The following is a 24,412-nucleotide window of genomic DNA, read 5'->3' on the forward strand; positions in this document are numbered from 1 at the left end:
TATGCCTATATGAGGGCTTATTCAAAAAAAGTATTCATTCTATTCGTGCAAAAATTGTTCATTTTGACCTGAAGGTGAGAATACGGGAGGATATATGAAAAAAGTCGCTGTTTTACAATCGAATTACATCCCTTGGAAAGGTTATTTTGACATTATAAATGATGTTGACCTTTTTATTTTTTATGATGACGTGCAATATACTAAAAATGACTGGAGAAATAGAAATAAAATTAAAGTGGAAAATGAAACAAAGTGGTTAACTATTCCTGTAGGTGCAAAAAAACAATTAATAAATGAAGTAACGCTTGAGGATCGAAGTTGGCAAAAAAAACATTGGAATTCTTTGAGTCAACATTATTCTAAATCACCTTATTTTTCATTATATTCAGAACTACTGAAAGAAATATATTTAGATAATGAGTGGGAAAGCTTATCCGACTTAAATCAGTTTATTATAAGAAAGATTTCTGTAATGTTAGGTATAAAGGTTAAGTTTATGGACTCAAAAGAAGTAAATAATATAGAAGGAAAAAAATTAGATAGATTGATAAATTTATTAAAAGCAGTTGAAACAGATGAATATATATCAGGTCCTGCTGCAAAAGACTATATTTCTGAAGAGAAATTTAAAGAGGCTGGTATAAAGTTAACATACAAAGATTATCAAGATTATCCTGAGTATACTCAGTTTGATTTTCCTTGTACACATAACGTTACTATTCTAGATCTTTTATTTCATACAGGTGTAGAGGCGCCTTATTATATTTGGGGTTGGAGAAATGAAAATAATAAATAATGTATATATGTATTTTTTCCTTATTTTAAGCATAGTATTTCAATCATTTTCGTTTGTTTTTAGTAAATTAGCAGCTGTAAGTTTAGAAAATACACCTTTTATTTTTTATATTGTCAATAAATATTATTTTTTATCGCTAGTATGTTTAGGTATACAAGCTATTTTTTGGCAAAAAACATTAAATAAAATGGAATTATCTAAAGCATATCCTTATACAGCCCTTATTTATTTGTTTATTCTTATTTATACGTATTTTATCTTTAAAGAGCCTATAAGTATTAACAATATTATAGGGACAATTATTATTATGATTGGTATATTTGTTATGAATTTTGAAAAAGAAAGTAGCATTTACTGATGTTTATAATTATAGCGATAATGTTACCAATACTAAATGCAACGAGTCAAATATGTCTAAAAAAAGCCGTATTAGAAAACAAGATAGTTAAGAAAAAAATAATCTTTCTAATTATTGCATATAGTATGTTTCTAATTATCACAATTCTATCTGTAGTTTTGTTAAATTATATTTCTTTAAAATACTTAACTATTATTATTGCATTTAACCATGTACTTACAATTTTATTCTCTTATATTTTTTTGAAAGAAAAAATTAATAAGTTTACAATAATTGGTTCAATCTTAATTTGTATTGGAGTGATAGTATTTACTTATGAATAAAAAAATTTTTATATTTAGTATGTATTCATATTTGGAAAATCTCTTTTTTTTAATGCTTAATTTATTACCGTACTTTATTAGAAAATGTCTCTATAAAATTTTATTCGAAGAATTTGGAGAGCATAATCATATCGATCATGGTACCTATTTTAGGTATACTAAAAAAATATCTATAGGTAACGGAGTTTGGATAAATCGAGGATGTTCATTTTTTTCTTCATATCAGGTTAAAGATGCATATATCAAAATAGGAAATAATGTAGCAATTGGACCAAACGTAACTTTTTTTTCTGCAAGTCATGACTATAGCCAAATTGATTTGCCTGATACAGCAGCATCAATTATTGTAGGTGATGATGTTTGGATAGGGGGACGCAGTATTATTTTACCTGGAGTTAGTATTGGAGATGGAGCAATAATAGGTGCAGGTTCGATTGTTTCAAAAAGTGTTCCGCCTTATACAATAGCTGTTGGAAATCCAGCCAAGGTAATCAAAAGGAGAGTTTTGGAGAATGATACCATTTAATATACCCGCTGTAGTAGGGAAAGAAGCTTATTATTTAAATGAGTTAATTAATGATAGAGTGAAATTTTCGGGTGATGGTATATTCACTCAAAAATGTAGTGCATTAATCGAAAGTTTGTATGGTGCTAAGAAAGTTTTACTAACAACATCTTGTACACATGCCTTAGAAATGGCGGCGATTTTGATTGATATTCAACCAGGTGACGAGGTCATCATGCCTTCCTACACCTTCGTTTCTACTGCAAATGCTTTTGTATTAAGAGGGGCAAAGATTATTTTCGTAGACATTCGACCGGATACAATGAATATCGATGAGATGAAAATAGAAGAGGCAATTACAACTCGAACTAAAGCAATTGTACCAGTTCACTATGCAGGAGTTTCTTGTGAAATGGATATCATAATGCAAATTGCAAATAAGTATAATTTAATGGTAGTTGAGGATGCTGCGCAAGGGGTAAATAGTTATTATAAAGGCAAAGCACTTGGTACTATTGGACATTTAGGTTGTTATAGTTTTCATGAAACAAAAAATTACAACTGTGGTGAAGGTGGAGCTTTGTTAATAAATGACGAGAGATTTATTGAGAGAGCTGAAATTATACGGGAAAAAGGTACAAATCGTTCCAAGTTCTTTAGAGGACAAGTCGATAAGTATGGTTGGGTAGATATTGGTTCTTCTTATCTGCCAAGTGAGTTAAATGCTGCGTATCTTTACGGACAACTGGAAAATGCAGAACTAATTAATCAAAATAGATTAAGTAGTTGGCAGTATTATTATGAGAAGTTACAGGCACTTGCTGATGAAGGGTATATTAATTTACCTGTTGTTCCAGAAATATGTAGACATAATGCTCATATGTTTTATATAAAAGTTAGGGATTTAGTAGAAAGAACAGAATTAATTGAGTATTTAAAAATTATGGAGATCGGCGCTGTATTTCATTATATACCATTACATAGCTCTATAGCTGGACAAAACTATAGTGTTTTTCATGGGGAGGATATTGTAACTACACAAGAAAGTGATGTGTTATTACGTTTACCAATGTACTACAATTTAACGAAATCTGACATAATGGTAGTAGTCGATGCTATTAAGTCTTTCTACAAAAACGAAAATAGAGGTGTTCATATTGAAAGGAATTATATTAGCGGGTGGTAGTGGTACACGTTTATACCCATTAACGCGTTCTGTATCGAAACAGTTATTACCGATTTATGACAAACCGATGATATACTATCCGCTTTCAGTGTTAATGTTAGCTGGTATTAAAGACATTTTGATTATTTCAACTCCTGTGGACACACCTCGTTTTGAACAACTGTTAGGAGATGGTAAGGATCTTGGCATTAGCTTATCTTATGCCGTACAAGATTCACCTGATGGGTTAGCGCAGGCATTTATTATAGGAGAAGAATTTATAGGCTCAAATTCAGTTGCATTAATTTTAGGCGATAATATTTTTTATGGACATAAGTTTACAACGATGTTAGAAAGAGCTGCTTCACGAGAAAATGGAGCAACTGTTTTTGGTTATAATGTTAAAGACCCGGAACGTTTTGGTGTTGTGGAATTTAATGAAGAGGGTAAAGCAATTTCTATTGAAGAGAAACCAGATTTACCTAAATCGAGCTACGCAGTGACAGGTCTATATTTCTACGATAATAGTGTAGTAGAAATTGCAAAATCCATAAAGCCTTCTGAGCGTGGGGAGTTAGAAATTACTGATGTGAATAAGGCTTTTTTAGAGTCAGGAAATCTTCATGTTGAATTGCTTGGACGTGGTTTTGCTTGGCTTGATACAGGTACTCATGAATCACTTTTAGAAGCATCTACATTTATTGAGACAATAGAAAGACGTCAAAGTCTAAAAGTTGCTTGCCTAGAAGAAATAGCATTTCGAAAAGGATATATTACAAAGGAACAGCTATTAGAACTTGCCGAACCATTAAGAAAAAATGGTTATGGGCAATATTTAATTGAATTAGCGAATAGAAAACTGTGAGGAGACTATTAAAGTGGGGTTTATTAAGACAAATTTATTAGATGCGTTTCTTTTTGAACCAAATGTATTTGGCGATCATCGCGGTTTTTTTATGGAAACTTACAATGCAAAGTTATTTGAAGAACAAGGATTTTTAATTGATTTTGTGCAAGATAATCACTCACTATCAGCTGAGAGTGGTACTATACGTGGCTTACATTATCAGTTAGAGCCATATGCTCAGACGAAGCTCGTAAGAGTTACAAAAGGTGCCGTTTATGATGTCATTGTCGATATACGAACAGGTTCTCCGACATATGGTCAATGGGAAGGGTTTATTTTAAGTGAGGATAATAAAAGACAATTATTGATTCCTCAGGGATTTGCTCATGGTTATTGTACGTTAGTGAAAAATACGGAATTTCAATATAAAGTAGATAATTACTATTCTCCTGAGCATGACAGAGGAATTGCTTGGAATGATCCTGCTTTAAATATAGATTGGCCAACATCGAGTCCAATCTTATCTGAAAAGGATACTGTACATCCAAATTTAAAAGATTTAGAATGCCAATTTATTTATAAAAGTAAGGACTGAAAATAATGAAAATATTAGTAACTGGTGGAGCGGGATTTATCGGCAGTAATTTCGTGAACTATATGGTTCGAGCATATCCTACATATAATATTATTAATGTGGATGCTCTTACTTATGCTGGAAACCTTCAAAACTTGAAGGAGTCTGAAGGAAAACACAATTATCAATTTATAAAAGGTGATATTACAGACAAAGAATTTATTGAGTCTGTTTTTGCTAATTCTATCGATGTTGTAGTGAACTTTGCAGCAGAATCGCATGTTGACCGTAGTATAACGAATCCTGGAATATTTGTAAGTACGAATATTCAAGGAACTCAAATTTTACTGGATGCAGCTAAAAAATATAATATTAAAAAATATGTTCAAGTTTCGACAGATGAAGTATACGGCTCTCTTGGTAAAGAAGGTTACTTCACTGAGGAAACGCCATTAGCACCGAATAGTCCTTACAGTGCAAGTAAAGCAGGGGCTGATTTGTTAGTACTAGCTTATCATGAGACGTATGGGTTACCTGTTAATATTACAAGATGTTCAAATAACTATGGACCGTTCCATTTCCCAGAAAAATTAATTCCTTTAATGATTATTAATGCATTAAATGATAAACCTTTACCAGTATACGGTGATGGGTTGAATGTTCGTGATTGGTTGCATGTAGAGGATCATTGTACTGCTATTGATTTAGTATTACATAAAGGGATAGATGGGGAAGTGTACAATGTTGGTGGACATAATGAAAAAACAAATGTAGAAGTAGTGAAAGCTATATTAGGCCACCTTAATAAACCTGAAACGTTAATTAATTACGTAAACGATCGATTAGGACATGATCGTCGTTATGCGATTGATCCAACAAAACTTCAAACACAGCTAGGCTGGGTTCCTAAATATAACTTTGAAACTGGTTTGAAAGACACCATAGACTGGTACTTAAACAATCAGTCTTGGTGGGACGCTATTATTTCGGGAGATTACATGCATTATTATGAACAGCAGTATGGTCAATCATTGGGGAAAATCGAATGAAGGTCTTGATTACTGGATCGAATGGTCAACTAGGAAAAGAACTAGTTGACCAGTTAAAACAGTTGAATATTGCACTTTTTCCTTTTAGTAAAGAAGAATTGGATATAACAGATTTTAACAAGGTGTATAATGTAGTTCGAGAGATTGAACCTGATATTATTATTAATGCTGCTGCATTCACTAATGTGGATCAGGCAGAAGTTGAGAAGGAACGTGCTTTTAATATAAATGCGTTTGGTCCAAGGAATTTAGCAGTTGCTGCTGAAAAAGTTGATGCGAAAATTTGTTATATTAGTACAGATTATGTTTTTGATGGTACTGCTACTCAGCCATATGAAGAATTTGCACCTGTTAACCCTTTAGGCGTTTATGGGAAGTCAAAATATGCAGGTGAACAACTAACGCAAAGCTTAAGCACAAAGTATTTTATTGTTCGAACAGCTTGGGTGTATGGAGAATATGGAAATAATTTTGTGAAGACGATGTTAAAATTGGCTACTGAGAAAGATGAAATAGGCGTCGTACATGACCAAGTTGGTTCTCCGACTTATACGGTTGATTTGGCGACCTTTATTATCGATTTAGTCCAAACAGATAAATATGGTATTTATCACTGTACTAATGAAGGGTCGTGCTCTTGGTTTGAATTTGCACAAGCTATTTTTGATGAAGCGGGTGTAGATATAAAAGTTAAACCATTAACATCAAATCAATTTCCTAGACCTGCGAAAAGACCTAGTTATTCAGTTCTTGATAATATGGCGTTACGTGTTAATGATTTTTCACAGCCTAGACATTGGAGAAATGCACTGAATTCATTTATGTCAAAGTTTAATAACAAACTTCACTAATAAAATGAGGTGAGCGCAAGGTTGCACTCACCTCATTTTATTAGAAAATAGGAATTGTTTATCAGAATTTCCATTAGTATTATGATAAAAAGAGGGATTAAAGTAATGGATCTTAGTATTGTTATTGTTAATTTTAATACAAAAAAGTTAACGCTTGATTGCATTCGATCTATCTATGATTCGAATATGGAACATGAATTTGAAATTATTGTAGTTGACAACCATTCTTTTGATGAATCAGTTGATGCTATTAAGAGCAAGTATCCAAAGATAAAGGTAATTGAAAACAAAGAAAACATTGGATTCTCTAAAGCAAATAATCAAGCTATACTTGAATCAATAGGACGCTATGTTTTATTGTTAAATTCTGATACAATAGTCATGCAAAATACGCTCACGTATATTATTAATTTTATGGACGATCATAAAGAGGCTGGAGGTTCAGGCTGTAAAGTTTTACTACCAAATGGAACCTTGGACAAGGCATGTCATCGAGGATTCCCAACACCAGAGGCTTCGTTATATTATATGTTGGGATTGGCCAAAAGATTTCCCTATAATCGAAAATTCAATAGCTATCATAAAAGTTATTTAAATATGGATGAAACGCATGAAATCGATTGTTTAGTTGGAGCATTTATGATGGTTCGACGAGAGACGATTGAAGAGATAGGATTGTTAGATGAAAATTTTTTTATGTATGGTGAAGATATTGACTGGTGTTACCGAATAAAAGAAGCTAATTGGAAGATTTATTATAATCCAACCGTTTCAATCGTACATTATAAAGGAGCAAGTAGTCGAAAAAAACCGTTTAAAATAGTCTATGAATTTCATAGAGCCATGTATTTATTTCATAAAAAGCACTATTCTAAAAAATATATTGGGCTGGTCAATGTACTAGTTTATTTGGGTATTTCATTAAAACTCTCACTATCAATTGTTATAAATATTTTAAAAAAGGGTCGTTAATAAAAGTTATAAACAAAAGGTGAAAATAATGATTAGAGGAAGAGAACGATTTCTAACACAATTGTATGTGTTAATGGATTTTACATTTATACAAATAGCTTTCTTTTTAGCTTGGTTTTTACGTTTCCATATATTAAATGAAGAACAACTAGGGACATATTTACCTCTGACTGACTATTTTTTATGGAATTTAGTCTATTCAATTGCATACATAATTGTAGCTTTTCTAGTTAGATTGTATGCCCCGAAACGTAAAATTAAATTCGCATCAGAGATTTTTAAGATATTTCAAGGGCATTTATTTGGCATGTTCGTATTACTAAGTGTGCTTTTTATAGTTAAAACAATAGACGTTTCGCGTGTATTCTTAATAGTTTATTTCGTTTTGGCGGTAATTATAAGTATTATCTATCGATATGTAGTGAAACAGAGTTTACGAAAACTGAGAAGTAAAGGTTTTAATAAACAATTTGTTTTGATTTTAGGTGCAGGCTCAATTGGGAAGAAATATATGAGTAACCTAATTAAAAATCCTGAGTACGGTTTACAAGTACTTGGATTTTTAGACGATTACAGAACAAGTAATGATATGGATGAGCAAGGTGAATATAGAATCTTGGGTAAGGTTGATACCCTTGAAAAAATATTGTCAGAGAAAATTGTAGATGAGGTAATCATTGCGTTACCTTTAACGGCTTTTCCTAAATATCAAAAAATCATCTTTACTTGTGAAAAGGCTGGAGTAAGAGTTTCCATTGTTCCAGATTTTTATGATATCTTACCTGCTAGCCCGCATTTTGAAAAATTTGGAGATCTCCCGATAATCAGTGTTAGAAATGTTCCTTTAGATGAATTTGTGAATCGTATCTCAAAAAGAGCCTTTGATATAGCATTTTCATTGTTAGCCATAATGATAACTTTTCCAGTATTATTCATTATTGCAATTGGAGTCAAAATTACATCTCCAGGTCCAATTTTATTTAAACAAGAGCGAGTAGGTATAAATCGCAGAACATTCACTATGTATAAATTCCGATCTATGAAACAGATGTCAGAGACCTATTCAGACACACAGTGGACTGTTGAAAATGATCCACGTCGCACAAAATTTGGGACGTTCATAAGGAAGACAAGCCTAGATGAGTTACCACAATTTTTCAATGTATTAAAAGGTGATATGAGCGTAGTGGGACCTCGTCCTGAGCGACCATTCTTTGTGGATCAATTTAAAGAAGATATTCCTAAATATATGTTAAAACACCTTGTACGTCCAGGCATTACTGGATGGGCCCAAGTATGCGGTTTACGTGGTGATACATCCATTCAAAATCGAATTGATCATGACATCTATTATATTGAGAATTGGACGCTATTATTTGATATTAAAATTGTTATTAAGACAGTAATTAATGGTTTTGTGAATAAAAATGCTTATTAGCATACAATAGCAATTGAACATAGCAAATTAATAATTAGTTATTAATTCTCTGTTTATAATTTGGGGTGAGATTATTGAAAAAAATTCGTAAGGCCATTATTCCAGCAGCAGGATTAGGTACACGTTTCCTCCCTGCAACAAAAGCCATGCCAAAAGAAATGTTACCAATAGTAGACAAGCCGACGATTCAATATATTGTAGAAGAGGCCATTGCTTCTGGTATTGAGGATATCATTATCGTCACGGGCAAAGGTAAACGTGCAATAGAGGACCATTTTGATAATGCTCTTGAACTTGAGACAAACTTAATCGAAACTGGAAAGTTTGATATGCTTGAAAAGGTGCAGGAATCTGCTGATGTGGAAATTCATTATATTCGCCAGAAAGAGCCACTTGGATTAGGACATGCCATTTGGTGTGCACGTAAATTTATTGGTGATGAGCCGTTTGCTGTATTACTTGGCGATGATGTTGTAAAAAGCGAAGAGCCCTGTTTAAAACAGTTAATGAATCAATATGAAAAAACATTGTCAAGTGTTATTGGCGTGCAAGAAGTGTCAGATGAGGATGTACATCGATATGGTGTTATTGATCCAGTAAACAGTAACAACCGATTAATGCAAGTCACACAATTTGTGGAGAAACCGATGCTAGAGGATGCACCGTCGAATTATGCGATTATTGGACGCTATGTATTAACACCTGAAATATTCAGCTTCTTAAATGAGAAGAAGAAAGGCAAGGGCGGCGAAATTCAATTAACAGACGCAATTGAATCTTTAAATGGTATTCAACGAGTATTTGCCTATGAGTTTGAGGGTCAACGCTATGATGTTGGTGAGCAACTTGGCTTCATTGAAACGACTATCGATTTCGCACTGGAGCGAGATGATTTAAGTGATGGTGTAAAAGCATTCATTTTAAAAAAAGCGAAACAGTTGAGTGGTGAAACTTTATGATTTTAGTTGTAGGTGGGGCTGGCTATATTGGTAGTCACTTTGTTAAAGAATTAGTAAAGAACCATGAAGTCGTAGTGCTCGATAATCTAAGCACTGGTCACCAATGGGCTATAGATGCAAGAGCTACTTTTGTACAAGGTGATTTAGGAGATTCTTCTACAGTTCAACAAATTTTTGATACATACAATATTGAAGCGGTTTTACATTTTGCAGCATTTAGCTTAGTAGGTGAGTCTATGATTGATCCTATGAAGTACTATGAAAATAATGTAGCTGCTACTTTGAATTTATTAAAAGTGATGAAAGAAAACAATATTGATAAGTTTATCTTTTCTTCTACAGCTGCAACGTATGGGATGCCAACTGTTGATTTAATTGATGAAGAAACGCCTACTAATCCTATCAATCCATATGGACGATCTAAATTAATGGTAGAGCAAATGCTTGTAGATTTTGCAAAAAGCTACCAGATGAAATATGCGGTATTACGATACTTTAACGCGGCTGGTGCATATGAAACAGCTGAAATTGGTGAAAGTCATTCTCCAGAAACACATTTAATTCCGATTATTCTTCAGCATTTATTAGGGCAAAGAGAATCCATATCAGTGTTTGGTACTGACTATGATACACCTGATGGTACTTGTATTCGTGATTATATTCATGTTACAGATTTAGCGAACGCACATTTACTTGCTCTTGAGGGTTTGTTAAAGGGTGCTATTGAAACCGCAACTTATAATTTAGGGAATGGAAACGGCTTCTCTGTAAAAGAAGTTATTGAAACCTGTGAGCATATTACAGGAAAAAAAACTATTTTACAATATATGGAACGACGAGCAGGCGATCCTGCTAAATTGGTTGCTAATGCTAATAAAATCTATGCTGAATTAGGATGGAAGGCACAATTTGATATTAAAGATATTGTAAAAAGTGCATGGGCTTGGCATAAAAAACAATGTTAATAAATCACCAACTCGACAAGGCCCGAGTTGGTTTTCTTTTTGTAGTATGTCATAATATACATATCAAATTTTTCCTTAAGAAGTGAGGATTCAATAGTGCTAACAGAAATTGTTAAAACAACATTGCTAAATTGTTCACTAGACGATAGTGATATTTTACGATATAAAGATCGTGTAAAAAGGATTCATTACGCTTTACCACAATATCCATTAACAGGGTGGATGGATTCACCGTTACAAAACCAAGAAGCACTGCTTACTTCTATTGAACGAGTAGCGAGTGAGGTACGTGCTTGTGCAGATGTACTTGTCGTTGTCGGAGTTGGTGGCTCTTTTTTAGGAGCACGTGCGATTCAAGAGGCATTGATGCCTTATTTTGGTTTAGCTAAGGGTGGTATTGAGGTTGTTTATGTGGGGCTGAATATGAGTGGCGCATACATTAAGGAGTTGCTTGCATATTTAGATACAAAACAGGTGTATGTCAATGTAATTTCGAAGTCAGGTGGCACGATGGAGCCAGCTCTTGCATTCCGTGTGATGCGTATATATATGGAAGAGCGTTATGGTGATAAGGCCATTGAGCGTATTATTGTGACTACAGATGCTGAAAAAGGGATTTTGAAGGATATTGCCGATAAAGCTGGTTATCGCCAATTCATGATTCCCAATGATATTGGTGGACGTTATTCCGTGTTAACCCCTGTAGGCTTATTGCCTGTAGCTGTAGCGGGAGTTGATATTCGTGCTTTAATGGATGGTGCGAGACATGCAGCTACAGAGCTAGCGGAATCGGATTTAACACATAACGATGCATACAAATATGCTGTCATGCGACATATGCTTTATGAGAAAGGCTTTACGATTGAGTTGCTAGCTTCCTTTGAGCCAGGTTTAAATAAGTTCCATGAGTGGTGGAAGCAGCTATTTGGTGAGAGTGAAGGAAAAGAACAAAAAGGGTTGTATCCTTCAACGGTCAATTTCTCGACAGATTTACATGCCATTGGACAGTTTATTCAAGAGGGTAGTCGTGTGATGTTTGAGACATTGTTACACTTCCATGAAATTGGGGGAGATTTAGCTGTACCGTTTGATGCTAGGGATGAAGATGGGTTAAATTATTTATCGGCTCGTACATTCAATGAAATTAACGCCATCTCTAAGCAAGGGACTGCGCTGGCGCATGCAGAGGGTAAAGTACCTGTTATTCAATTGGAGCTACCGAAGCTTGATGCATATCATCTTGGGTATTTAATTTATTTTTTTATGAAAGCTTGTGCGATGAGTGCGTGCTTACTGGAGGTCAATCCGTTTGACCAACCTGGCGTCGAGGCGTATAAACGTAAAATGCTAGAGTTGTTGAAAGAAGAGAAGGTGTTAAAGTAATGGTTAATATTAACGAATTATATAATCGATGGATAGAGATGAATCTTCCAAATTATTTAGCAGAGGACCTTGTATCTATTGCTGAGGATAATAGTTTAATAGAAGATCGCTTTTATCAATACGTATCCTTTGGCACTGGTGGAATGCGAGGTGTTTTAGGCGCTGGAACAAACCGTATGAACGTTTATACCATTCGTCGTGTAGCAGAAGGACTTGCTCGTTATATCGAATCGAATGGCGAGGCCGCAAAAGAGCGTGGGGTTATCATTGCTTATGATACACGTCATTTCTCTTATGAATTTGCCTGTGAAACAGCACGCGTGTTAGGAGCACATGGTATTCGTTCGTATGTATATAAGGAAGCACGACCAACACCGCAGTTATCATTTACGGTGCGCCAATTACATGCCTATGCAGGTGTTGTCATAACGGCAAGTCATAACCCTAAACAGTATAATGGCTTTAAGGTGTATGGCGAGGACGGTGCACAACTAACACCTCAATTTGCGAATGACATCGTGGCACATATGGAAAATATCGAGGATATATTTTCTATTAAGGTATCTGAACTTGAGCAACTAGAACAGCAAGGGTTATTGACATGGCTTGGAAGTGATATGGATACCACATATTTAGATCATCTTTTAACATTAAAGGACAATGAAAATATTGCTCTAGATATGAAGCTTGTTTATACGCCATTGCATGGTGCAGGCTTAGTGCCTGTTCTTGAAGGCTTGCAGGCGTTTGGTTTTCAACATGTACATATTGTGGAGCAACAAGCTATACAGGATGGAGATTTTCCAACTGTTTCTTACCCTAACCCAGAGGAGCCCGCTGCCTTTGCGTTAGCAATGGAGCTGGGGAAGGAAGTAGGAGCGGACCTTTTGCTGGCAACAGATCCAGATGCAGACCGTTTAGGCGTGGCAGTGAAAAACGGAGAAGATTATGAACTCTTAACGGGGAATCAGCTTGGTGCATTATTGCTTCATTATTTATTGTCAACAAAACAGTTGAATGGTACGCTTCCTGATAATGGAGTTGTGTTGAAAACAATTGTAACCTCCGAATTAGGAGCAATGATTGCCAAACAGTTTGGTGTAGCAACTGTGAATACGTTAACAGGCTTTAAATATATCGCAGAAAAAATTGCAGAGTATGAAAAAACAGGAGCTTATTCATATCTATTTGGTTATGAAGAAAGCTACGGTTATTTAATCGAAACATTTGTGCGTGACAAAGATGCAGTACAAGTTGCGTTAAAGGTAGCAGAGATGGCTGCCTTCTATGCGAAGAAAGAGCAGACTTTATTAGATGGCCTGCATAATTTGTATCGTGAGTATGGCTTTTTTAAAGAAGCACTTGTGTCTCAAGTGTTTGAAGGAAAGAACGGTCAAGAAGAAATGAAGAAGATTTTAAATAATCTTCGACAAGATGTGCCTCAATCGATAGGTGGAGTAGCTTTGAGAGGTTTTGAGGATTATTTAACAGGTCTTTCAACTTTAGCTGATGGAACTACTAAGCCTATTGTATTACCAAAGGAAAACGTATTGAAATTTGTACTAGATGACGGATCTTGGATTGCTATTCGCCCATCAGGTACAGAGCCAAAATGCAAGTTCTATTTTGGCGTTGTTGGGGAAACAGAGGAAGAGGCAAGCGAGAAATTGAAGCGGCTTCAAGCTACTTTTGTGTAAGTACTAACATACTAATATAAACTTTGCAAAATTAATAAACGTCCTCATAGAAGAGGGCGTTTTCTTATTGGATTCTTTTTAATTCTGCTTCATGCTGAATGGAGCGAGCTGATAGTAATTCGATATTGCGGTGTTGGCTTTCTTGGATGGCTTCTAGTCGGTTTACTTTTTCATTTGTTTCTAGAACAGCTTGTTTGATTTTTTGCTGTTCTGTTTCTATCGATTCAAGACGATTTTCGATTGAATCAAGACGTTGATTAATTTGCTTTAGTTCATTTAATACCTTATCCATTAATTTTAACACTCCTTTCTCCTTAGGGTATCTATTTTTAAAATATCTCTCTTTCATTTTAATCACTTTCAATATAGCATAGAAAATTAGCTTACAAGTATCGTCATTGCATTCATCGACAAAATATGACATGCTTACTAGAGAGAAAAAAGTACTAGGAGAATGTTGTCGTGATTAAAGAGTGGGATTACCTACGTGTTGTGTCGTGTTTATCCATTTTACTATTGCACACGTCTTCGTGGGTTATTATGGAGGTAGGTGCAGAACCGGAGCAGACGTTTTATTTGTTTTTACGTATTGCGCTGTGCTATGCAACGCCAACGTTTATTGTGTTGTCGATTTTAATATTGGCGAACCGTTATCGTGAGCAAATACCGACTAACTTTTGGTCGAGTAGAATTCAGTATATTTTTGTGCCTTTTTTAGTGTGGGCGTTTATAGATGCGTACCTTGTGGAGTCGATTTATCGTAAGGGCTTGTTATGGGAAAAGTATGTGAACAATATGATTTATGGGGAGTTTGTTGGCTGGTTTGTGGTTGTGATTATGCAGCTGTATGTGGTGTTTGCGTTGTTGAAGCGTTTTAAGTGGTCGATTGCATGGTTTTTACCATTATGTGTGCTGATTACGCTTATTCATCATACTGTTATTTTGTTGCCATACCCAATTTTTGAAGACAATGCTATGGTGCTTCGTTTATTGTTTACAGGTTGGCTTGGTTATTTTGCAGTGGCCTATGCAATAGGGATATATTATTCGCAAATTGCGGAGTTGGCAAAGAAGTATCGTGGTGCGACGATTGTGTTGGTACTGTTATCTGCTGCATTTTTGTACATGCGTCTGCTACTCGGATACACGGAGGTGCATTCGAGACGACTCGATTTGGTGCCACTAGTAGTGAGTATTGTGCTAGTTGTGATTGCTTGGGGGCAGTCGGTATCGCAGACGAAAGTCGCTCGCATCATTAGTCAATATGCGTTTATGATTTATCTCATGCATTGGGAAGTTCTACGCTTATCGACAGGGTGGTTTGTAGCGCATTTTGATAGTACACTTGTCCGCGTACCACTATTAATGCTGTGGACGTTAGTCGTTTGCATCGTGCTGACGAGGTTGATTTCTCTGCTACCATATAGTCAATGGATTGTCGGGAAAATAAGGAAGCTTGTCTCATAAAAATGAAAAAGCAGTGATTTCTAGGTTAATAGAAATCACTGCTTTTTTGTATGGAAGAAAATCGCCGTTAGAAATGGAACTAACGCCGGTAGAACTGCAATTATCGCTGATAAAACCGACAAAATCGCCGCTAGAGATGCAGTTATCGCTGATAAAACAGTCAAAATCGCTGATAGAAGTGCAGTTAACGCTGATAAAACCGACATAACCGCTGATAGAAGGGCGACTTCCACTCACAATACCAATTACTCCGGCATTAATTTTAGGTTTCGATCATTGTAGGCAAGCACGACATAGTCTGGCTGCATGCTTTGTAAATAAGAAATCACATCATTTTCTAGATAACGTAAGTCTAAAATCGTCACTGTTTTAAAGTGACTCGCTACATGAAATTGAATGGTGTTAAAGTAAGAATCCTTGATGACCACGAGATGCTTGTCACTATCATAGTTTTCGTTTACAATCGTGAGTTCGGCAAAGTCCCGACTATAGGCATCAGCATAATTCACTAACGCATCAGGGCTCATTTTCTTGGCACGACCATAGACAGCTTCGTATGGGGCAGTGACGCCTTCTTCCATTGTCCCGTCGTAAATTGTGAACTGTGTCGCGAATGAAGCGGGCTCGTTGTAGCAAATTTGTTCATTGTTATCGACAGTCATGTAAAGAATTTTATTCCACGAGCCTGCGAACTGATTAGGTAAGCAAAATGTATTGGCTTCATCGAATGGAATTGGCTTAATTGTTTCACCAATTCGTTCGCTGATTGTTTTTAACAGTGCCTCGTAACCTGAGTATGCACCGCGCATTGTCCAGTGATGATCCGTTTTAAAGAAGTTTCGTTCAGCAGAAAAGTCTTCCTTCATTTCATCATAGAGACGGACATTGTCTACGCCAGCAGCTGTGACAAGCTCATGTAATTTTGTATTGTTGGCGATACCTGCATCATCTGGCATATAGCTCGGGCTTGGTTCGCGTGAGTAGGTCGCCTTAGCAGGTAGTGAATAAAACGTGAAAGGTATGTTTCTTTCAGCTAACCCTTCGCTTAATTGCTGTAAATCTGTAGCGAAGGAGGCAAGTTCCTCATCAGATTTTGCTGCGGCTGGCTTGGAAATAATCCAGCCACTGTCATCACCGACTGCATACTTATCGTTTAAATATGTTTTGCCCATAGCACGTTGGAAGAAGACGTAATCGCGCATCCAAGTATCACGTGCGGGGAATTGATCGGATATATAGGATTCAACCTGTTTTGACCATTTCCCTGAAAAGATTTCCTGTGGGCTCGGAGAAATGTTTGCTGATTCTAACGGACGGTTCTCCATTTCTGATTGTGGACGATCCACCGTTAACACATGCACGACGAAGCCACCGAAAATGATGCAGAAAAAGGTAATTGGTAAAAGGTACGTTTGAATTTTTCGCATGATGTCCCACCTAGAATCTAAAGTAAATGAATGGATTATGGGTTGCGTTCACTAAAAACATTGTGATAAATAGTAACAGCGCGCCATAGTAAATCGTTTGCGTAAGGCGTAATCCCCAATCAAAGGAAAGGGAAGTGGTAGCCTTTTGTTCACTCCAATGTTGGTAAAGTTGATAAATTGGCATAGCAAAAATAATGGCCACAATAAAGTAAATAGCATAATCTTTTGCTAGTAAAATGGTTTCATAATTATAAAGCGGTACATCCGATAGCCCAAACATCGTTTTGATAAATGTGAAAGCATATGTAAAGTCATTCGCTCTAAAGAATACCCAACCAATCGTAACGATAATGAGTATGTATAGATGTCGCACTAAGCGTGGAATTCGTTCCAACCATTTTAACAGCACCCATTTTTCCAGGCAGATTAATATGCCGTAATAAAAGCCCCATGCCATAAAGGTCCAGCTTGCTCCGTGCCAAAAGCCCGTTAACGTCCAAACGATAAGCAAGTTTCGATAAAGCTTCCATTCGTGACTAACGCGACTACCCCCCAGTGGGAAATAGACATAATCTCTAAACCAACTACTTAGTGAAATATGCCAGCGACGCCAGAAGTCTGTCACGGATTGTGCGATATATGGATAGTTGAAGTTTTCTTCAAACTTAAAGCCAAAAATGCGTGCTAAACCAATGGCCATATCACTATAGCCTGAGAAGTCAAAATAGATTTGCAGGGAGTACGCTAAAATCCCTATCCACGCAGTTCCTGTTGTTAAATCGCCACCCGATAAGCTAAAGACATGATCAGCTACTTCACCCATTGGATTAGCAATCAGTACCTTTTTTGCTAAACCTTGTACGAAGCGACGGGAACCAATCATCCAATCTTCTGCTGTGGAAAGACGTTTTTTAATCTGCTCGGCTACCGTTTGATATCGAACGATAGGTCCGGCCACAAGTTGTGGAAATAATGTAATAAACAGTGATAAGTCTAAGAAATTGCGTTGTGCTTTTACATCCTTACGATAGACATCGATAACATAGCTCAGTGCCTGGAACGTGTAAAATGAAATACCGATTGGTAGCGGTACCGCTTGCCATTCAATTGGTTGCTCCAAGTAATTATTAAGGATGTCGACAAAAAAGCCAGCATATTTGTAATAGCCCAAGATTGCTAAGTTACTGACGATGACTAACCAAAGTAGTGTTTTTCGTTTGGACTGTGACACCGTATTTTCTATGACAATCCCGAGTACATAGTTGAGGAGAATCGAAAGCATCATTAACAGTACGTATTTCGGTTCGCCCCATGCATAAAAGAACAAGCTGGCCAACAGTAAAATCGTGTTACGTAGCATCTTCGGAGAGATGAAGTACACAATGAGCACTAATGGCAAAAAGACATATAAAAATATAAGGCTACTAAAAACCATTCCTTCAAATCCCCATCCCTATTAAATTAAAAAACAAGTTGTTGTTATTGTGGATAGCAAGTAAGCTGAGAGCCGTCATAATCGATGATAACATTGTGTAAATCGTTGATAGAACAGTGACAATCGCCGATAGCATCATCAAAATCGCTGATAGAACCCCAACAATCGCCGATAGCATCGACAAAATCGCTGATAGAACCCCGACAATCGCCGATAGCATCATCAAAATCGCTGATAGAACCCCAACAATCGCCGATAGCATCGACAAAATCGCTGATAGAACCCCGACAATCGCTGATAGCATCATCAAAATCGCTGATAGAACCCCAACAATCGCCGATAGCATCGACAAATTCGCTGATAGAACCCCAACAATCGCTGATAGCAGCATCAAAATCGCTGATAGCCCCCCAACAATCGCTGATAGCATCGTAAATATCACTGATTGAATTCTAAAAATTGCTAATAGTACATGATTTCTACTAGCTAGATTGCTAATTTCAGGAATACTAAGCTACTCTCTAAAGGTAATTCATGAATAAATTACCTATCTTATTGTAACGTAAATTCACTATTTGTTCACTAATTGATTGTCCAGTGAATTTATTTTCGAACAAGAGGAAAAATCTTTATTGGTCATATAGGAGGATATTTCATTGTAATATATGTGAAATAGGTATTGTTTATTGGAAAAATAACGAGAGTGTATTGTGCAGATGCACATATTTTAAATCCAAAATGAGGTTATAAACCCTTTAAAAATCTAGATTTACCACATCTTTCATTCCATATATTGCACTTTGAAATGTGCGTTCTACTGGACTTATAATAGAGTCGTAGTCACAGAAGTGGCTAATTTATCTAGGAGGTATTTGCACATGAAACAAAAATATAGTAAATGGGTTGTCGGCGCAGCATCAGCGGCCCTAGTAGCATCAGCAATCGTACCAGTAGCAAGCGCAGCAAGCTTTTCTGATATTGAAGACAATGACCATAAGGATGCAATTTTAGCGTTAGCAGACGCTAAAATCGTAGGTGGCTACCCAGACGGTACGTTCAAACCTAACGCGGTTGTTACACGTGGTAACGTAACAAAATTCTTAGGGAAATGGTTAGTATCTGAAAACTACGAAATTCCTACAGATTTTGCAACAGAAGCTCGTTTCACTGACTTACCAACAACAGCACCAGACAAAGAGTTATTACAATATGCAGCACTTGTTAAAGACGCAGGCGTTTTCAAAGGTTCTAACAACAAATTAATGCATACTAATAACATGTCTCGTGAACAAATGGCAGTTGTTTTAGTACGTGCCATTAAAACTGTTTACAACGTAGATTTAGTAGCAGATTACAAAGAATCAGATTTCAAATCTACAATCACTGATTTAGATAATGCTACAGCTGAAGAAAACCGTGAAGCAATCATCGCGTTAGAGTATGCAGGACTTACAAACGTTAAAGCGTTCAATCCTAAAAATTCTTTAACACGCGGTCAATTTGCATCATTCTTAAACCGTACAATTACAAACCTTGCTGAAGAAACTTTATCTGTGGAAGCAGTAAAAGTTGTAGATGCAACAACATTAGAAGTAACTTTATCTGATGATTCAAAACATACGGTAACATTAGAAACTGCTCTTAAAGAAAATGAAGAGACAAAAGTAGACTTCGTTATCGATGGTAAACCTTACTCAGCTGTGGTTACATATGAGGTAACTGAGTTAAAAGTAAAATCTGTTGATGCAGTCAATGCAAAAACTTTATCTGTAACATTCAATAAAGCTGTTGAAACTGAAAAAGCTAAATTTGAACTTAAAAAAGATGGCTTTAAATCTAACTTCTCTACTATTACTTGGAACGAAGATAAAACAGTTGCAACAATCGAATTAACAAGCAAAATCACTAAAGGTGAATTTACAGTTAGCGTAACTGGTCTTTCAGATCAAGCAGTAACTGGTTCTGTGAAAACAGAAGACGAAAAAGTAGCTGGTATCGAAATCCTTGGAGAAGTAGCACCATCAACTGGTACTACATCTGCAACAGTTGGTTACCAAGTTACAAACCAATACGGTGAAGATATCACTAAATTAAATTCTTCTTCTTTAACTCTTTCAGCAGCAGGTGCTGATTCAGCAGTAGCCAATGCAGATGGTTCAATCACGATTACAAAAGCGGCTGGTCTTAAAGAAGGCGACAAAGTTGTCCTTACAGTTATTCACGGTTCAACTGCAACTACTACTACAAAAACAGTAACAGTTTCAGCTAAAACTGTTGTTTCTGAAGCAACTATTGGTACGCTTTACAACAAAGATGGCAAAACGTTAACTGAAGATACTAACTTAGCAAAAGATAAATTCTATCTTCCAGTTACTGTGAAAGATCAATACGGTAAAGAAATTACTGATTTAAACCGTTTAAATGGAGCTAACGCTGAAGTTCTTGTGACTAACACAAACCAAGCTGTTACAACATTTGGTACGTTTGAAAAACAAACAATCGACGGTAAAGAAGTAATCGTTCTTCCTGTTGCTAGCATTGTAGCTTCAGGTGACACAAACGTAATTGTGATTGCTAAAGCAACAGGTAAAAATGCACAAGCAGCAGTAAAAGTTGCCGAAGGTGTACGTGCTGATTCAGTTACATTAGGAGCACCAACAAAAGTTGTTACTGCTGGAGCGGATATCTTATTCCCATTATCTGTATTAGATAAACAAGGTAATGCAATTAAAGAAACAGTTGCATTAAATGGTTCTAAAGGTATTACGATTACTGGTGGTACATTATTCGAAAAAGACGGCGAACTTTTTGCTAAAGTAGCTGCTGGTAGCGTAGTAGAAAACACACCAGTAACAGTTGTTGTGACTTCTTCAACTGGTAAAGTTGCTACACAAACAGTTATCCCTAAAGCAGCAACTACACCAAAAGTAATCACTGGTTTAGATAGCAAAATTAGCACATCTATCCGTGAATTAGCTGATGCGAAAGTGGACATTACAGCAAAAGACATCGTAGTTGAAGACCAATTCGGTCAAGTAATCTCTGCTGACGAACTTCTTGCGAAACTTGGTACAGCTGGTTACACAATCCAACCATTCACAGATGCTGATGCACCATTTACTGTAACTGGTGAAATCAAAGATGCTGTTACGAACAAAATCACTGTAACTTACAAAGCTGGAGCAACAAAAACAGCTGCAAATGTTACGTTTAAACTTGTAAAAACAGCTGACAACACTGCTGTAGAAGCAAGCTCTTATTCTAAACAATTCTCAGTTGTGAAAGATAGCTCATTTGCTTCTTACAAAGTAGAAGATATCAAACCTATCTATGTAACTGGTGATAATACTGCTGGCTATGCAATCCCAGCTGGTTATGGCAAAGACATCGTTGTGAAAGCAGTAACAGGTAATGGCGGAGAGGTTACGCTTAAAGCAGGTTCTGATTACACTGTTAAATCTACAGTTCTTTCAAACGTTGCAGATGGTGATATTACTACTGCTGATGCAGCAAATGTTGACTTCGATAAAGATGCAAAAACTGCAACTGCTAAAGTAACAATCACAATCAATGCTACTGGTGAAGAAATCGTTAAAGACGTAACTTTCTCTAACGTTGCTCCTGCAGTAGAAAAAGTAGCAGTTGTTGAAAACAATAAAGCTGCTGCTTACATTGCTGGCGAAACTGTTAACTTTGTAACTACAAATTCTTACAATGTAGCTACTGACTTCAATCTTGATGCATTCTTCCAATTGGCTGATGTAGTTGTAACTGACCAATACGGTGTAATGGCGACAGTTGCAGAAGCTGATGCTGCTGGAGTTGTTAAAGGTCAAGCGAAATTCAACGACGTTGCAACAGCTACAACAACATTAACATTATCTAAAGTTTCTGGTGATGTTGTGTTCAGCGCAAACGGTACAACTGCTGCATCTGCAAAAGGTAAAGCAAACGATGTATTTAATGCTCGTGTAAACATCGGTGGTCAAAGTGCAACACCTGTAAAAGTTACAGCAAAAGTTGACTTTTAATCTCTGATTTAAACATGACTTTATAAACTATTTAGGCAGTGGAAAGTTCGATGTAATCGAACTCTCCACTGTTTTTTTGTTGTGCGAGTATGAATGTGAAAAATTATATTTTCTCTGGAAAATCCTGAATCTTTTGGTACTGTCTGCGTATTATTATAGTATGATGGATAAAAAGGGTTGAGGGGTTGAGAAGGTGAAGAAACATACACTGTTTCAGGGTGCTTTAATTGCAGCGCTAGCGACGAGTGCCATTGTAGTAGTGCCAACTGCAATGGCGGCAGCTAACTTTAGTGATGTTGATTTTTCAAAGGAATATGGTACTGCAGTGAAGGATTTAGCTGAACGTGGTATTATCAATGGCTATGCTGATGGTACATTTAAGCCATTCGCAGATGTGACACGAGGACAAACAGCAAAAATCTTGGCAGGTTTATTGAACTTAGATACAAAAAAAGTGGAAGATCCTAAATTCACCGATTTGACACCAACTGATGAATATTACGGGGCAGTTGCAGCCTTATATAATGAAGGAATTACATCAGGCTTTGCGGATGGTGGCTTTGGTATCAATCAACCTATTACACGTGAGCAGTTGGCAAATATGCTAACAAAAGCTTATCAATTAAATAATTACGAGTACGATACGACATTACCGTTCACCGATGTGGTCAAATATTCAGAGGCTTACTATGCAGTGGGTCCTTTATATGACAATCATATTACCAAGGGTATCACAGAGACGACATTTGGTTTAAAAGAAACCGTGAAACGTTCTCAGCTGGCCTTGTTTATAAATCGTATTGAGGCAATGCAGGCTAGTCGTGTCTTCCAAGAGTTTAAAACACAAGACTTTGGAGCCGATTATCTCGAGGCGTTCTCTTACAATAATTGGACGGAAGATCAGGAGCAGGAATTTTTCCGTATTTATTCTATGAATGATGGTGTGAAATTTGAGGCGTTAAGTGAGGGTTCTGGTTACTTTGTACTGACAGGCTATACAATCGATGACGAAGGAAACTATGAAGTAGTCGAATCTCAAAAATATAAGATTGTGATTACAAAAGTAGATGGGCAGTTGCAAATGACTTGCCAGCAAACAGATGAAATAGCACCGAGTACATCGCTGTTTTTTGAAGCAGATTTAGGCTTTAATCCAAAGCATATTATGTTAACAACTGCGGCAGGTCACGCAGTAAGTGATAAAGTTTACGCCTATCAGCCTTTTGAATTTGACGGTTGGGATGAAGGAAGTATTCCAAAAGGGGCAAGTTATGCGCTGAAGTTAATGCAGGCGGGTGATTATATTGCTACATTCTCTGATGATGCGGGGAAATCAGTCCGTGTAGGCATTCATGCCGAAACAGACGGTTATGATTTATATACATCGCATGCAGTTGAAAAAAGTAGTGTGTTCATTCCAACGAGTGAAGTGGGCTTTGCTGTGACTGATTATAAAATTGAGCAATATACAGGTGCTGTACATGATCATAAAATCATTGATGTTACTTCTTTACCAGATGGTGTAACCGTCAACAGAGCAGGCAAAGGAGATGCCATCTTTGCTATTCGTCTAATTGGAGCAAAAGGGGAAAAGCTATACATGCACGGCATGATCTACGAGTTAAGTGGTGTAACGTCGATGTACTATGAGCTGTCTACAGAGAAGGAAATGAATGGATCATTCAGATAATTAATAGGAAAATGCTGATAGAATCCGATAACAATAGAAGTATCTATATGAACCCGTTGATTTCCACTCCGGCGGACGCTTTTCGCGGGCATGGCTTCAGTCTCCTCGTCACTCCGCTCCTGCGGGGCCTTCAGTTCATGCTTTTCCCGCAGAAGTCGCCGACTGCGCGCCAATCAACTAGTGTACGTCTAATTACAAAAGGTATTTGCAATGTAATCTTTCCGAATACCTTTTGGCGTTTTTGAAGGTGCATTTCAAGTTGTTCACGTGCATTGATTTTATTTTTCGTCCTCATGTTTATTATCCCTCAAGTATTATTAGTAAGTTAGAAGCAGAATAGGCTATCAGTAGGCGATGTTGATTGGAGTGGAAGGCGCGACACTCCTGCAGGAACTGCACGTGCGGAAAATCCATTTTTGCGGCGACTTCGCCGCAAAAATTAGTTGGAGCCGTGCCTGCGGAAAGGGAGCGCCTGGAACG

General features: G+C 36.6%; 24 protein-coding genes. 18 read left to right on the forward strand and 6 right to left on the reverse strand.

Annotated features, from left to right (window positions below; all coding sequences use genetic code 11):
- Positions 1-94: 94 nt before the first annotated feature.
- From ACOMCU_RS11340 to ACOMCU_RS11410, 15 genes are all read left to right on the forward strand, one after another.
- Positions 95-796 carry a WbqC family protein gene (locus tag ACOMCU_RS11340; RefSeq protein ID WP_421050218.1) on the forward strand — a complete coding sequence of 234 codons (702 nt, stop codon included), beginning with the start codon at positions 95-97 and terminating at the stop codon, positions 794-796.
- Positions 780-1,154, forward strand: a complete 375-nt coding sequence (locus ACOMCU_RS11345; protein WP_421050219.1) for an EamA family transporter — start codon at positions 780-782, stop codon at positions 1,152-1,154. The genes ACOMCU_RS11340 and ACOMCU_RS11345 overlap by 17 nt, the downstream gene beginning before the upstream one ends.
- Positions 1,154-1,477: an EamA family transporter gene (locus ACOMCU_RS11350; protein WP_421050220.1), complete on the forward strand. Its 324-nt coding sequence runs from the start codon at positions 1,154-1,156 to the stop codon at positions 1,475-1,477. Before ACOMCU_RS11345 ends, ACOMCU_RS11350 begins: the two co-directional genes overlap by 1 nt.
- Positions 1,470-2,003: an acyltransferase gene (locus tag ACOMCU_RS11355; RefSeq protein WP_421050221.1), complete on the forward strand. Its 534-nt coding sequence runs from the start codon at positions 1,470-1,472 to the stop codon at positions 2,001-2,003. The genes ACOMCU_RS11350 and ACOMCU_RS11355 overlap by 8 nt, the downstream gene beginning before the upstream one ends.
- Complete coding sequence (gene rffA / locus ACOMCU_RS11360) at positions 1,990-3,168, forward strand: dTDP-4-amino-4,6-dideoxygalactose transaminase (protein WP_421050222.1); 1,179 nt, start codon at positions 1,990-1,992, stop codon at positions 3,166-3,168. Before ACOMCU_RS11355 ends, rffA begins: the two co-directional genes overlap by 14 nt.
- Positions 3,140-4,012, forward strand: coding sequence for a glucose-1-phosphate thymidylyltransferase RfbA (gene rfbA, locus ACOMCU_RS11365; RefSeq protein ID WP_421050223.1), 873 nt, complete (start codon positions 3,140-3,142; stop codon positions 4,010-4,012). Before rffA ends, rfbA begins: the two co-directional genes overlap by 29 nt.
- A gap of 13 nt (positions 4,013-4,025) precedes the next feature.
- A complete protein-coding gene (gene rfbC, locus ACOMCU_RS11370; protein ID WP_421050224.1) occupies positions 4,026-4,589 on the forward strand; it encodes a dTDP-4-dehydrorhamnose 3,5-epimerase in 564 nt (187 codons plus the stop codon).
- A 5-nt stretch (positions 4,590-4,594) separates the two neighbouring features.
- Complete coding sequence (gene rfbB, locus ACOMCU_RS11375; protein WP_421050225.1) at positions 4,595-5,617, forward strand: dTDP-glucose 4,6-dehydratase; 1,023 nt, start codon at positions 4,595-4,597, stop codon at positions 5,615-5,617.
- Positions 5,614-6,468, forward strand: coding sequence for a dTDP-4-dehydrorhamnose reductase (gene rfbD / locus ACOMCU_RS11380; protein WP_421050226.1), 855 nt, complete (start codon positions 5,614-5,616; stop codon positions 6,466-6,468). Before rfbB ends, rfbD begins: the two co-directional genes overlap by 4 nt.
- Positions 6,469-6,573: 105 nt before the next feature.
- Positions 6,574-7,440, forward strand: coding sequence for a glycosyltransferase family 2 protein (locus ACOMCU_RS11385; RefSeq protein WP_421050227.1), 867 nt, complete (start codon positions 6,574-6,576; stop codon positions 7,438-7,440).
- Positions 7,441-7,468: 28 nt separating this feature from the next.
- On the forward strand, positions 7,469-8,878 hold the full coding sequence (locus tag ACOMCU_RS11390; RefSeq protein ID WP_421050228.1) for an undecaprenyl-phosphate glucose phosphotransferase: 1,410 nt from the start codon (positions 7,469-7,471) through the stop codon (positions 8,876-8,878).
- A 74-nt stretch (positions 8,879-8,952) separates the two neighbouring features.
- Entirely contained in the window at positions 8,953-9,837 is an 885-nt protein-coding gene (galU, locus tag ACOMCU_RS11395; RefSeq protein ID WP_421050229.1) for a UTP--glucose-1-phosphate uridylyltransferase GalU, read from the forward strand.
- Positions 9,834-10,802, forward strand: a complete 969-nt coding sequence (galE, locus tag ACOMCU_RS11400) for a UDP-glucose 4-epimerase GalE (protein WP_421050230.1) — start codon at positions 9,834-9,836, stop codon at positions 10,800-10,802. The genes galU and galE overlap by 4 nt, the downstream gene beginning before the upstream one ends.
- Before the next feature lie 96 nt (positions 10,803-10,898).
- Complete coding sequence (locus tag ACOMCU_RS11405) at positions 10,899-12,185, forward strand: glucose-6-phosphate isomerase (RefSeq protein WP_421050231.1); 1,287 nt, start codon at positions 10,899-10,901, stop codon at positions 12,183-12,185.
- A complete protein-coding gene (locus tag ACOMCU_RS11410; protein WP_421050232.1) occupies positions 12,185-13,882 on the forward strand; it encodes a phospho-sugar mutase in 1,698 nt (565 codons plus the stop codon). Before ACOMCU_RS11405 ends, ACOMCU_RS11410 begins: the two co-directional genes overlap by 1 nt.
- 64 nt (positions 13,883-13,946) lie before the next feature.
- Here ACOMCU_RS11410 and ACOMCU_RS11415 read toward each other — a convergent pair whose 3' ends face one another.
- Positions 13,947-14,174: a hypothetical protein gene (locus tag ACOMCU_RS11415; protein WP_421050233.1), complete on the reverse strand. Its 228-nt coding sequence runs from the start codon at positions 14,172-14,174 to the stop codon at positions 13,947-13,949.
- A gap of 170 nt (positions 14,175-14,344) precedes the next feature.
- Here ACOMCU_RS11415 and ACOMCU_RS11420 point away from each other — a divergent pair, with 170 nt between their 5' ends.
- Positions 14,345-15,349 carry an acyltransferase family protein gene (locus ACOMCU_RS11420; protein WP_421050234.1) on the forward strand — a complete coding sequence of 335 codons (1,005 nt, stop codon included), beginning with the start codon at positions 14,345-14,347 and terminating at the stop codon, positions 15,347-15,349.
- A 35-nt stretch (positions 15,350-15,384) separates the two neighbouring features.
- Here ACOMCU_RS11420 and ACOMCU_RS11425 read toward each other — a convergent pair whose 3' ends face one another.
- The 4 genes from ACOMCU_RS11425 to ACOMCU_RS11440 are packed head-to-tail and all read right to left on the reverse strand — an operon-like array spanning position 15,385 to position 18,653.
- On the reverse strand, positions 15,385-15,582 hold the full coding sequence (locus ACOMCU_RS11425) for a hypothetical protein (protein ID WP_421050235.1): 198 nt from the start codon (positions 15,580-15,582) through the stop codon (positions 15,385-15,387).
- Positions 15,583-15,594: 12 nt separating this feature from the next.
- Positions 15,595-16,776, reverse strand: coding sequence for a DHHW family protein (locus ACOMCU_RS11430; protein WP_421050236.1), 1,182 nt, complete (start codon positions 16,774-16,776; stop codon positions 15,595-15,597).
- A 10-nt stretch (positions 16,777-16,786) separates the two neighbouring features.
- Complete coding sequence (locus ACOMCU_RS11435) at positions 16,787-18,211, reverse strand: MBOAT family O-acyltransferase (RefSeq protein WP_421050237.1); 1,425 nt, start codon at positions 18,209-18,211, stop codon at positions 16,787-16,789.
- A 4-nt stretch (positions 18,212-18,215) separates the two neighbouring features.
- Positions 18,216-18,653 (reverse strand): hypothetical protein, encoded by a 438-nt coding sequence (locus tag ACOMCU_RS11440; protein WP_421050238.1) that lies wholly within the window; start codon positions 18,651-18,653, stop codon positions 18,216-18,218.
- 436 nt (positions 18,654-19,089) lie between these two features.
- Here ACOMCU_RS11440 and ACOMCU_RS11445 point away from each other — a divergent pair, with 436 nt between their 5' ends.
- Positions 19,090-22,242, forward strand: a complete 3,153-nt coding sequence (locus ACOMCU_RS11445) for an S-layer homology domain-containing protein (RefSeq protein ID WP_421050239.1) — start codon at positions 19,090-19,092, stop codon at positions 22,240-22,242.
- Between the two features lie 193 nt (positions 22,243-22,435).
- On the forward strand, positions 22,436-23,932 hold the full coding sequence (locus ACOMCU_RS11450; protein WP_421050240.1) for an S-layer homology domain-containing protein: 1,497 nt from the start codon (positions 22,436-22,438) through the stop codon (positions 23,930-23,932).
- 130 nt (positions 23,933-24,062) lie between these two features.
- Here the strand turns inward: ACOMCU_RS11450 and ACOMCU_RS11455 are convergent, their stop codons facing one another.
- Entirely contained in the window at positions 24,063-24,227 is a 165-nt protein-coding gene (locus ACOMCU_RS11455) for a hypothetical protein (RefSeq protein WP_421050241.1), read from the reverse strand.
- Positions 24,228-24,412: the final 185 nt, after the last annotated feature.

The organism is Lysinibacillus sp. UGB7 (genome assembly GCF_049058285.1).
Lineage (GTDB): Bacteria > Bacillota > Bacilli > Bacillales_A > Planococcaceae > Lysinibacillus > Lysinibacillus sphaericus_B.

Coding starts and splice junctions, on each gene's coding strand:
- ACOMCU_RS11340 (WP_421050218.1), top strand. CDS start 95: ATGAAAAAAGTCGCTGTTTTACAATCGAATTACATCCCTTGGAAAGGT.
- ACOMCU_RS11345 (WP_421050219.1), top strand. CDS start 780: ATGAAAATAATAAATAATGTATATATGTATTTTTTCCTTATTTTAAGC.
- ACOMCU_RS11350 (WP_421050220.1), top strand. CDS start 1,154: ATGTTTATAATTATAGCGATAATGTTACCAATACTAAATGCAACGAGT.
- ACOMCU_RS11355 (WP_421050221.1), top strand. CDS start 1,470: ATGAATAAAAAAATTTTTATATTTAGTATGTATTCATATTTGGAAAAT.
- rffA (WP_421050222.1), top strand. CDS start 1,990: ATGATACCATTTAATATACCCGCTGTAGTAGGGAAAGAAGCTTATTAT.
- rfbB (WP_421050225.1), top strand. CDS start 4,595: ATGAAAATATTAGTAACTGGTGGAGCGGGATTTATCGGCAGTAATTTC.
- rfbD (WP_421050226.1), top strand. CDS start 5,614: ATGAAGGTCTTGATTACTGGATCGAATGGTCAACTAGGAAAAGAACTA.
- ACOMCU_RS11385 (WP_421050227.1), top strand. CDS start 6,574: ATGGATCTTAGTATTGTTATTGTTAATTTTAATACAAAAAAGTTAACG.
- ACOMCU_RS11390 (WP_421050228.1), top strand. CDS start 7,469: ATGATTAGAGGAAGAGAACGATTTCTAACACAATTGTATGTGTTAATG.
- galE (WP_421050230.1), top strand. CDS start 9,834: ATGATTTTAGTTGTAGGTGGGGCTGGCTATATTGGTAGTCACTTTGTT.
- ACOMCU_RS11410 (WP_421050232.1), top strand. CDS start 12,185: ATGGTTAATATTAACGAATTATATAATCGATGGATAGAGATGAATCTT.
- ACOMCU_RS11415 (WP_421050233.1), bottom strand. CDS start 14,174: ATGGATAAGGTATTAAATGAACTAAAGCAAATTAATCAACGTCTTGAT.
- ACOMCU_RS11430 (WP_421050236.1), bottom strand. CDS start 16,776: ATGCGAAAAATTCAAACGTACCTTTTACCAATTACCTTTTTCTGCATC.
- ACOMCU_RS11435 (WP_421050237.1), bottom strand. CDS start 18,211: ATGGTTTTTAGTAGCCTTATATTTTTATATGTCTTTTTGCCATTAGTG.
- ACOMCU_RS11445 (WP_421050239.1), top strand. CDS start 19,090: ATGAAACAAAAATATAGTAAATGGGTTGTCGGCGCAGCATCAGCGGCC.
- ACOMCU_RS11455 (WP_421050241.1), bottom strand. CDS start 24,227: ATGAGGACGAAAAATAAAATCAATGCACGTGAACAACTTGAAATGCAC.